Below are 7595 nucleotides of genomic sequence, written 5' to 3' on the forward strand. Positions count from 1 at the left end.
TCGAGAAGCCGCTGGCGGCCGGGGTGACGCCCATCGGCAGGGACCATTCCGAGTATCTGGGCGACACGGTCGGCAAGGTCGCCGGCGAGAAGGCCGGCATCTTCAAGCGCGGTGCGCCGAGCGTCATCGCCCTGCAGGACTACCCCGAAGCACAAGCGGTGCTGGAGCGCGAGGCCGCCCGCACCGCACCGGTGGACGAGCCGGGGGACGGTGCGGACGACACGCCGCTCTACCTGCGACGCTTCCGCGAGCGCCAAGGGGGTGGGAAGGGCCTGGGCGAGACGGTCTCCTTCGACGGGGAGAGCCTGGGCACCACCCGGGCCTGGGCGGAGGTCACCCGGACGAAGGAGATCGTCCCGGAGCGGCGCGACCAGCTCGCGTCGGTGACCGCCGACATCTACCTGGTCCGCCACGGCGAGACCCAGGGCTACTCCTCGGAGTCCGGCCTCACCCCGCTCGGCGCCTGGCAGGCGCACCGCCGCGGCCAGGAGCTGGCCCGCCGGGTGCAGGACGGCCACCACGTGGAGCTGGTCTGCGCGCCGACCAACCGGGCGCGGCAGACCGCCGAGCACCTGCGCCGCGGGCTGCTGGACAACATCGCGCTCTTCGGCCGCGAGGACGCCGCCGTGTCCGAGGTCCACGACGACCACAACTTCATCAACTTCCGGGTGGCCACCCCGGAGGGGCCGCGCGACGTCACCTCCGCCTTCCGGATCTACCACCGCGAGATGGAGAGGTACGAGCGCATCGGGCTCGGCGAGCGGCCCGGCTGGCTGGTCGAGGTGGACCGGTTCTGGGGCATCCAGCAGGGGGGCGGAGACCCGATCACGCACTGGCTGACGATGCCGATGCTCTACTTCGAGCCGCCCGTCTCGGCGGTGCGGCGCTTCTGGCGCGGCATCGTGGAGCTCCAGAGGCACGCGGCGGCCAGGCAGATCGTCGTGGCCACCCACTCCGGACCCATCCGGGCCTTCGCGACGGCCGCCATGGGCTACGACCCGGGTGAGCCGTTCAACACCGAGTTCGTCCGGATCCGGCTGCTCGAGGGCGGGGTGACCGCCCTGGTGCTCTACCGGAACCGCGTGCAGGAGGTGGCCGTCCCCGACCTGGCCGCCCTGCCACCGTCCACCGACCACCGCTTCGAGACCACCGGAAGGGAGGAGTGATGTGTGACCGCCCGCACGTGATCACCTTCGACACCCTCGTCGAGGAGTTCAAGCCCGTGGTGGGAGGCAAGTGCGCCTCCCTCGGCACGATGAGCCAGGCCGGTCTCCCGGTCCCGCCCGGCTTCGCCGTCACCACCTCGGTCTACGCCGACGCCAAGGGCATCGCCACCGACTACGGCGAGCTGACCGCGATGCTCCGTGCGGTCCCGGTGGGCGACATGGCGGGCCTCGCCACGGCGGCGGCCACCGCCCGGGAGATGGTGCGCCGCTGGCCCATCCCCGAGGAGTCCGCCCAGGAGATCCGGGAGAAGTACGCCGAGCTCAGCGCCTACTGCGGGGTGGAGGACGTCCCGGTGGCGGTGCGTTCGTCGGCGACCGCGGAGGACTCCCCGGACGCCTCGTTCGCCGGCGAGCACGACACCTACCTGTGGGTGCGCGGTGCCGACGAGGTGCTGGACAAGGTCCGGGCCTGCTGGGCCAGCCTGTTCACCGACCGGGCGATCGCCTACCGCGAGGAGATGGGCTACGACCACACGGCGGTCGACATGGGGGTGGCGGTGCAGAAGATGGTCCGGCCGCGGGCCGCCGGGGTGGCCTTCACCCTGGACCCGACCAACGGGGACCGGTCCGGCATCTGCATCGACTCGGCCTGGGGCTTCGGCGAGGGCGTGGTGTCCGGCGAGGTCACCCCCGACAACTTCCTGGTCGACAAGGTGATGTGGTCGATCAACCGGCGGGTCATCTCGCCCAAGACCCACGCCTACCTGCTCGCTGAGGACGCCATCGACTTCGTCGAGCTCGAGCCCGAGCAGGCGAACCGGCCCTCGCTCACCGACGAGGAGATCGTGGCCATCGCGCGGCTGGCGCGCACCGCGGAGAAGCACTACGGCTGCCCCCAGGACATCGAGTGGGCCGTCGACGGCGACCTGCCCGACGGGGAGCACGTCGTACTGCTCCAGGCCAGGCCCGAGACGGTCTGGAGCAAGAAGCCCCACCAGGTCAGCACGCGGAAGGACCTGATGACCAGCATCGTCGACACCCTCGTCAACCCGCTGTACTCGCGCAAGGGAGGGGCGTCGGGATCCTGACTCGGGGGCCCCGACACCCGCAGCACCACACCACCCACCCACCGCCCGACCGCCGCGCCGGGCACACCACCGGAGGACACACATGGCCGATCGATTCCCGAGCCCGTTCGACATCGAGCCGCCGGCGGGCGCCGAGGGCTGGGAGGAGCTCTACACCTACTCCTCGCTGTTCAGCGCGGAGCGCCGCGAGTACGAGGAGGGCGGGTTCTGGTTCCAAGACGGCGTGCACTGGCCCGAGGCGATGACCCCCTGGGACGTCACCTTCCTCGAGTACGCCCTGGCCTCGCTCTCGCAGTACAACACCCGCCACTACCTGATCCCGCCGGCGCTCGGGGTGGACTACCGGATCCTCAACGGCTACGTCTACCTCTCCCCGGTGCCGGTCGCCACCCCGGAGGAGATCGAGGCCCGGGTGCCGCACTTCCTGGAGCGGGCCGGGTACTACTTCGGCAACTGGGACCGCCTCTACGACGACTGGCTGGTCAAGATCCGTGAGCTGGTCAAGGAGATGACCGAGCTGGACGTCAGGCCGCTGCCGGTGATGGAGGACATGGAGGTGATCACCTCCGGCGCCGGCAAGGGCTCGGGCGACGACCTGCTGGCCACCTACCACCGGCTGCTGGACCTGGGCTTCCGGCTCTGGCAGTACCACTTCGAGTTCCTCAACCTCGGCTACGCGGCGTACCTGGACTTCTTCGGGTTCTGCAAGCAGGCATTCCCGAGCATCCCCGACCTGGCCATCGCCAAGATGGTGGCGGGGGTCGACGTCGACCTCTTCCGGCCCGACGACGAGCTGAAGAAGCTGGCGCGGCTGGCGGTCGAGTCGGGAGTGGACGGGGCGTTCGGCTCCCGTGACCCCGCGTCGATCCAGGCGGCGCTCGGCGAGTCCGAGGCCGGGCGCGCCTGGCTCGCCCGGTGGGACGAGGCCTGCGAGCCGTGGTTCAACTTCTCCACCGGCTCGGGCTTCTACCACTCCGACAAGATCTGGATCCAGAACGTCGAGGTGCCCTTCGGCTACATCGCCGACTACATCGAGAAGGTCAAGGAGGGGGTGGACCTCAACCGGCCGATCGCGGCCCTCCACGCCGAGCGGGACCGGGTGGTCGGGGAGTACCGCGACCTGCTCACCTCCGACGAGGACCGGGAGGCCTTCGACGGCAAGCTCGGCCTCTCCCGCACCGTCTTCCCCTACGTGGAGAACCACAACTTCTACGTCGAGCACTGGGCCCACTCGGTGCTGTGGCGCAAGATGCGCAACTTCGGGGAAGTGCTCCAGGGCGCCGGCTTCATCCACGAGGTCGACGACGTGTTCATGTTCAAGCGCCACGAGCTGGCCGAGGCGCTGTGGGACCTCTACTCCGGGTGGGCCGTGGGCGCCCCGTCCCGCGGACCGGGCTACTGGCCCCAGGAGATCCAGCGGCGCCGCGGCATCCTCACCGCGCTCAAGGGGTGGTCCGCCCCGCCGGCGCTGGGCGTCCCCCCCGAGGTCGTGACGGAGCCGTTCACGGTGATGCTGTGGGGCATCACCTCCGACTCGGTGGCGGCCTGGCTGCAGTCCGGCGAGGGCGGCGCGGAAGGGTCGCTCTCCGGCTTCGCCGCCTCGCCCGGCCTGGTGGAGGGCCCGGCCCGGGTCATCTTCAGCGCCGACGAGATCGGCGACATCCAGGACGGCGAGATCCTGGTCGCCCCGCTCACCGCCCCGTCCTGGGCCCCCGTGTTCGGCAAGATCAAGGCGACCGTCACCGACGTCGGCGGGATGATGAGCCACGCCGCGATCGTGTGCCGTGAGTACGGCCTGCCCGCCGTGACCGGCACCGCCTTCGGGACCAAGAAGATCGCGACCGGGCAGATGATCCGGGTCGACGGCAACACCGGTCAGGTGAGCGTCCTGGACTGACCCCCTGCCCCCGGGACCGTCCCCCCACCGGTCCCGGGGGCGCCACCCCCGCCCGCGAGGAGAAGAGAGACACCCATGCTGACCGTGGAACAGAACGAAGAGCTCACCCGGGTAGGCCCCGGGACCCGGATGGGCGAGCTGCTGCGCCGCTACTGGTACCCCATCGCCTTCGAGCAGGACTTCGACGAGCGACCCACCAAGTCGGTGCGGCTGCTCGGGGAGGACTGGACGCTCTACAAGACCCCCTCGGGCAGGTACGGCATCGTCGGTGAGTACTGCCCCCACCGCCGCGCCTCGCTGACCTACGGCGTCGTCCACGAGGACGGCATCCGCTGCGGCTACCACGGCTGGAAGTTCGGCTTCGACGGGCAGTGCGTCGAGCAGCCGGCGGAGACCGACAACACCACCTTCAAGGACAAGATCAAGGCGCACGCCGGGGTGGCCCAGACCATGGGCGGCATGGTGTGGGTGTACGTCGGCCCGGCGCCGGTGCCGGAGCTGCCCCGCTTCGACGTCTACGTCCTGGACGGGATCCGGGACGTGGGCGTGGCCACGCTGCCGTGCAACTGGCTGCAGATCATGGAGAACTCCGTCGACCCCCACCACGTGGAGTGGCTGCACGGCTACTACTTCGACTTCGTCGGCAGGATGGAGGGGTTCGAGGCCCCCAAGTCCTTCCAGAAGAAGCACGTCAAGGTGGCCTTCGACGAGTTCGAGTACGGCATCATCAAGCGCCGCGTGCTGGAGGGCCACAGCGAGAGCGACGACGACTGGGCCGTCGGGCACCCGCTGATGTTCCCCTACGGGATGCGGGTCGGTGGCCAGTGGATCGACCAGATGCAGATCCGGGTGCCGATCGACGACACCACCACCTGGAAGCTCTTCTACTCCCTCCACCACCCCGAGGGCGGGGTCTGGGAGCACCAGGAGCGGCCGGTCGTCTACGACTACGAGTGGATGGACGAGAACGGCAACTTCATCACCAACTACGTCGAGGGGCAGGACGTGATGGCGTGGGTGTCCCAGGGTGCGATCACCGACCGCACCCAGGAGCACCTGGGCCGCTCGGACCAGGGCGTGGCGATGCTGCGCAAGATGTTCAAGGAGGCCATGCAGTCCGTCGAGGACGGCGAGGACCCGCCGGGCGTGGTGCGCGAGAAGCACGACGTGATCCACCTGCCGTGCGAGAAGGACAAGTTCGGTGCCGGAACCGCCTTCACAGACCAGTGGATCACCGGGGGCTCGATGAAGTACTCCCCGATCCGGGACCAGCTGCTGGCGCTGCACCGCGACGCCGCGGTGGCCCGCGAGAAGGCGGGCTCGAGTGGCTGACCACTCCCGCGACGGCTGGATGACCACGCACCACCGGGAGGTGGCGCCGTTCGACCCGGCGCTGCCTCCCGACCCGCACCGGCTGCCCCCGCGCAGCGAGTGGTTCTCCCCCCACGCCGAGCGCCACCTGCTGGACCGGCCGCGGTTCTGCCCGATGTGCGGCAGCTCGCTGGAGCGGGGGCTCACCTCGGAGTGGTGGGTCGCCGAGGACCGCGTCTTCCTCACCTGGTGCGCCGCCTGCCACTGGACCGGGAACGTGGTGCTCTTCGACCGCGCGATCATCGAGGAGCCGGAGCACTAGTGGCCGACCCGGCACACGTGGCGGCCGACCCGGCGGCGTCGGTGCGGCGCCGGCGCGGCACCGCCCTGGTGCTGGACTTCGGCGGCCCCGTGCTGGTCACCCCGTTCGAGCTGGTCGGCGACCTGGGACCGGACGCACCGGCGTACCGGCTGCTCCACGAGCGCGGCCCGATGGCGCCCGCCGACCGACCCGACGAGGAGTGGCGCCAGCTGCAGGCCGGCGCCCTCACCGAGCGCGAGTACTGGGACCGGCGGGCGCAGGAGTGGGCCGAGCAGGGCGGTGGGGGCGAGGCCGTGCGCGAGATGATCGCGCACCTCTACGACCCGCCGCGACCGGGCATGGTGCGGCACGGGGCGCTGGAGCTCATCCACGACGCACGGGCCGCCGGGTGCCGCATCGGCGTGCTCACCAACGACCTGCGCGCCTTCCACGCCGAGGAGTGGATCGAGCAGATGCACGTGCTCGACGAGGTCGACGTGCTGGTCGACGGGTCGGTGGAGGGTTACCTCAAGCCCCACCGCCGGCTCTACGAGGTGATGGCCGACCGGCTGGACGTGGGCTTCGCCGAGATGGTCTTCGTCGACGACCAGATGACCAACGTGCGCGGCGCGCAGGCGCTCGGGATCCCGACCGTCGTCTTCGATCCCCGCGACCCGGAGGCGGCCTACGCCCAGGTGCGCGGGCTGCTCGGGCTGGTCCCTCAGGAGGTGGACTGATGGTCGAGCAACGTGAGCTCCGCGTGCAGCAGATGACCTGGGAGGCCGAGGGGGTCATCTCGGTCCGGCTGGTCCGGATCGAGAGCCGTGACCCGCTGCCCCCGTGGTCGCCGGGCGCCCACATCGACGTGTACGTGCCGGACGGCACCACCCGGCAGTACTCCCTGTGCGGAGACCCGCACGACCTGTCCTCCTACCAGATCGCCGTGCTGCGCGAGCCGGAGTCGCGCGGCGGGTCGGCGTACCTGCACGAGCAGCTCCGGGTAGGTGACCAGCTGCTGGTCACGCGTCCCAAGCACCACTTCAACCTGGAGGAGGCGCCGTTCCACGCGCTGGTCGCCGGAGGGATCGGGATCACCCCGATCATGACCTTCGCCGAAGAGCTGGCGCGCACCGGTCGCCCCTACTCGCTGACCTACGGAGGCCGCACCGCGGCGACGATGGCCTTCCGCGACCGGCTCGGCGCCCTCGGTGGGGCGGTCACCTTCCTCGCCGAGGACGAGCAGGGCCGCCCGGACCTCGACGCGATCGTGCGCTCGCTGCCGCCGGGCGGACTGGTCTACGTCTGCGGGCCGCTGCCGCTGCTGCGGGCCGTCGAGGCGGCCGCCGAGGCGGCGTACGGCGCGGAGCAGGACGTGGTCCGCTTCGAGCTGTTCTCCCGGGCCGGGGTGGAGGAGCCGGAGCCCGTGGCCGTCCCCGACGGGGAGACCTACGAGCTGGTCCTGACCCGGACGGGGCACACCTTGCGGCTCAAGCCCGACGCCAGCATCCTCGACGTCGTGCTGGCGCTCGGGATCGAGGTCGAGAACGACTGCCGCGACGGCATCTGCGGCTCCTGCGTCACCCGGGTGCTCGCCGGAACCGTGGACCACCGGGACCTGGTGCTCACCAAGAAGGAGCAGGCGGCGATGGACCAGATGATGATCTGCTGCTCCCGGCCCACCAGCACCCGGCTCGAGCTGGAGCTCTAGCACGACACGTTGTTCCCGACGAATCGGGACCGGGCAGCGGTGCGCCTGGTCAGGGTCTCGCCGTCACCGCGCGTCAGGCTGCCAGCGGAAGAACCTGAGTGCCACGAGCAGAGCGCCGAGGCCC

The 7595-nt window shown here is 70.7% G+C and carries 7 protein-coding genes; all 7 read left to right on the forward strand.

The window, feature by feature from the left end:
- Positions 1 to 1166: histidine phosphatase family protein (locus PLP61_RS12690; RefSeq protein WP_324503091.1), on the forward strand; the 1166-nt coding region annotated here is incomplete at its 5' end.
- Positions 1166 to 2254, forward strand: coding sequence for a PEP/pyruvate-binding domain-containing protein (locus PLP61_RS12695; protein WP_324503092.1), 1089 nt, complete (start codon positions 1166 to 1168; stop codon positions 2252 to 2254). The genes PLP61_RS12690 and PLP61_RS12695, both read left to right, overlap by 1 nt.
- Before the next feature lie 82 nt (positions 2255 to 2336).
- Positions 2337 to 4151: a PEP-utilizing enzyme gene (locus PLP61_RS12700; protein WP_324503093.1), complete on the forward strand. Its 1815-nt coding sequence runs from the start codon at positions 2337 to 2339 to the stop codon at positions 4149 to 4151.
- A gap of 75 nt (positions 4152 to 4226) precedes the next feature.
- Positions 4227 to 5483: a Rieske 2Fe-2S domain-containing protein gene (locus tag PLP61_RS12705; RefSeq protein ID WP_324503094.1), complete on the forward strand. Its 1257-nt coding sequence runs from the start codon at positions 4227 to 4229 to the stop codon at positions 5481 to 5483.
- Positions 5476 to 5784 carry a hypothetical protein gene (locus tag PLP61_RS12710; protein ID WP_324503095.1) on the forward strand — a complete coding sequence of 103 codons (309 nt, stop codon included), beginning with the start codon at positions 5476 to 5478 and terminating at the stop codon, positions 5782 to 5784. The genes PLP61_RS12705 and PLP61_RS12710 overlap by 8 nt, the downstream gene beginning before the upstream one ends.
- Entirely contained in the window at positions 5784 to 6500 is a 717-nt protein-coding gene (locus tag PLP61_RS12715) for an HAD family hydrolase (protein ID WP_324503096.1), read from the forward strand. The genes PLP61_RS12710 and PLP61_RS12715 overlap by 1 nt, the downstream gene beginning before the upstream one ends.
- Positions 6500 to 7471, forward strand: a complete 972-nt coding sequence (locus tag PLP61_RS12720) for a PDR/VanB family oxidoreductase (protein WP_324503098.1) — start codon at positions 6500 to 6502, stop codon at positions 7469 to 7471. Before PLP61_RS12715 ends, PLP61_RS12720 begins: the two co-directional genes overlap by 1 nt.
- Positions 7472 to 7595: the final 124 nt, after the last annotated feature.

It is taken from the genome of Nocardioides sp. (genome assembly GCF_035429765.1).
Classification (GTDB): domain Bacteria; phylum Actinomycetota; class Actinomycetes; order Propionibacteriales; family Nocardioidaceae; genus Nocardioides.